General features: G+C 62.7%; 1 protein-coding gene and 1 CRISPR repeat array. The gene reads left to right on the top strand.

Features of this window, described 5'->3' with window-relative positions:
- On the top strand, positions 1–298 hold a 298-nt coding region (locus LXM94_RS25885), incomplete at its 5' end, for a hypothetical protein (RefSeq protein WP_235774762.1).
- Positions 299–372: 74 nt separating this feature from the next.
- A CRISPR array of direct repeats spans positions 373–1072; the repeat unit is 29 nt; unit sequence GTGTTCCCCGCATGCGCGGGGATGAACCG.
- The last annotated feature ends 76 nt before the right edge of the window (positions 1073–1148 follow it).

Consider the following 1148-nt stretch of genomic DNA (forward strand, 5'->3'; position numbering starts at 1 on the left):
TACGCCATGCTGGACGTACCAGCCATGGCCGCATAACTTAAACCAAACGGTCTCCGGCAAACCCGGCGCGGTTCAGTCCGCCTTCTTCCATCTTGCAGAAGCCGCCAAGCGCGCAATCTCCGATCTCTCTTCAGGAGTCAGCGACTTTGCGCGAGCTGCCCCGCCCTTCAGCCCACCTTTCCGTGCGCTTTCAAGGGGCTTCTTGTCTTCGGCTTCTCCCGTTGCCAAATCCACAATAGCCTTGGCAAGTTGGTTCTGGTCGCGCGGGCGCTTGGGTGTTCTGTCTATCATGCTTTGAATATGGCATTCAGGCCCAAGGATTCCTAGACTGGATTTCAAACTGACCCACTGCCCGAAATCGAAGTTCTTATCGTGTTCCCCGCATGCGCGGGGATGAACCGGAGTTCACGCGAGGCGGCGGCTTCAAGGGAACGTGTTCCCCGCATGCGCGGGGATGAACCGCGCTGATGGCCTGGCCAGGAAGGCTGTGGCGAGTGTTCCCCGCATGCGCGGGGATGAACCAACTGTTGACGGTCGATGGGGCGGGCAGCGGGCGTGTTCCCCGCATGCGCGGGGATGAACCGCGACCAGACACGCGCCGGCCGGCTCGTCGAGTGTGTTCCCCGCATGCGCGGGGATGAACCGGATCCGGTCGGACCGGAGAACGATCGTTACCTGTGTTCCCCGCATGCGCGGGGATGAACCGCTGGACTATGCCACGGCGGCCAACGTCCTTGCGTGTTCCCCGCATGCGCGGGGATGAACCGGGCGCGGACGAGCTTTCGCCGATGCGCGCGGAGTGTTCCCCGCATGCGCGGGGATGAACCGGCGACGCACGAGGAGCTGGCGGAGATCGTCCAGTGTTCCCCGCATGCGCGGGGATGAACCGTGATAAACGTACGTGACAAAATGTCGCATCTTGTGTTCCCCGCATGCGCGGGGATGAACCGTGCAGCATGTTAAAACCGGGTTTGGTGCTGTAGTGTTCCCCGCATGCGCGGGGATGAACCGGACGAGACGGCGGCCCGGCAGGCAGGCGACAGGTGTTCCCCGCAGGCGCGGGGATGAACCATGACGAGCGCAGTGCCGAGGAGCGCATAGCGATAGTGGTCGGTCACCCTCATCAGCAGGTACCAGATGAGGCTGCT

It is taken from the genome of Rhizobium alarense (assembly GCF_021555155.1).
Lineage (GTDB): Bacteria > Pseudomonadota > Alphaproteobacteria > Rhizobiales > Rhizobiaceae > Rhizobium_D > Rhizobium_D alarense.